Source organism: Limosilactobacillus pulli (assembly GCF_947381555.1).
In the GTDB taxonomy this organism is placed as follows: Bacteria; Bacillota; Bacilli; order Lactobacillales; family Lactobacillaceae; genus Limosilactobacillus; species Limosilactobacillus pulli.
On the sequence record NZ_CANCWQ010000074.1, the window covers coordinates 1 to 866 of the forward strand.

Consider the following 866-nt stretch of genomic DNA (forward strand, 5'->3'; position numbering starts at 1 on the left):
GTGACCCATGCGGGATTCGAACCCACGATACCAGCGTGAAAGGCTGGTGTCTTAACCGCTTGACTAATGGGTCATTATCATAAAAAAAACTTTTGCAAGTTATGGGTCTAAGTGGACTCGAACCACCGACCTCACGCTTATCAGGCGTGCGCTCTAACCAACTGAGCTATAGACCCATTTATCGCGGCAGGGGGGATCGAACCCTCGACCTCCCGGGTATGAACCGGACGCTCTAGCCAGCTGAGCTACACCGCGATAATCTTAAATCGGGAAAACAGGATTCGAACCTGCGACCCCCTGGTCCCAAACCAGGTGCTCTACCAAGCTGAGCTATTTCCCGAAAAATGCACCCAGAAGGAGTCGAACCTTCAACCTTCTGATTCGTAGTCAGACACTCTATCCAATTGCGCTATGGGTGCATGATAAAAGCGGAAGACGGGATTCGAACCCGCGACCCCCACCATGGCAAGGTGATGTTCTACCACTGAACTACTTCCGCATACGTATTAACTTAATGAGCCGTGACGGGTTCGAACCGTCGACCCTCTGATTAAAAGTCAGATGCTCTACCGACTGAGCTAACGGCTCAAGTTGGGCTAGCTGGGTTCGAACCAGCGCATGACGGTACCAAAAACCGTTGCCTTACCACTTGGCTATAGCCCAATATCCGACGAATGGAGGATACAGGGCTCGAACCTGTGACCCTCTGCTTGTAAGGCAGATGCTCTCCCAACTGAGCTAATCCTCCAAAAAAATAAAAGGGCTAACCAGAAGTCTTACCCTTTTAAAAGATTTGCATGGCAATGCCCTATCCTCGCAGGGAGCGATCCCCCAACTACTTTCGGCGCGTTGAAGCTTAACTTCTG

General features: G+C 50.8%; 9 tRNA genes. All 9 read right to left on the reverse strand.

The annotated features are described in order from the left end of the window. Window position 1: 1 nt before the first annotated feature. Window positions 2–73: transfer RNA gene (locus QOS03_RS09140), tRNA-Glu, on the reverse strand. Between the two features lie 29 nt (window positions 74–102). Further along, a tRNA-Ile gene (locus tag QOS03_RS09145) sits at window positions 103–176 on the reverse strand. A gap of 5 nt (window positions 177–181) precedes the next feature. Further along, window positions 182–255: transfer RNA gene (locus tag QOS03_RS09150), tRNA-Met, on the reverse strand. Window positions 256–266: 11 nt separating this feature from the next. Then, window positions 267–340 (reverse strand) — tRNA-Pro (locus QOS03_RS09155). 5 nt (window positions 341–345) lie between these two features. Then, a tRNA-Arg gene (locus QOS03_RS09160) sits at window positions 346–419 on the reverse strand. An 8-nt stretch (window positions 420–427) separates the two neighbouring features. Beyond that, a tRNA-Gly gene (locus QOS03_RS09165) sits at window positions 428–499 on the reverse strand. Window positions 500–515: 16 nt separating this feature from the next. After that, window positions 516–588 (reverse strand) — tRNA-Lys (locus tag QOS03_RS09170). Window positions 589–591: 3 nt separating this feature from the next. Next, window positions 592–663 (reverse strand) — tRNA-Gln (locus QOS03_RS09175). Between the two features lie 12 nt (window positions 664–675). Then, window positions 676–748: transfer RNA gene (locus tag QOS03_RS09180), tRNA-Val, on the reverse strand. Between the last annotated feature and the right edge of the window lie 118 nt (window positions 749–866).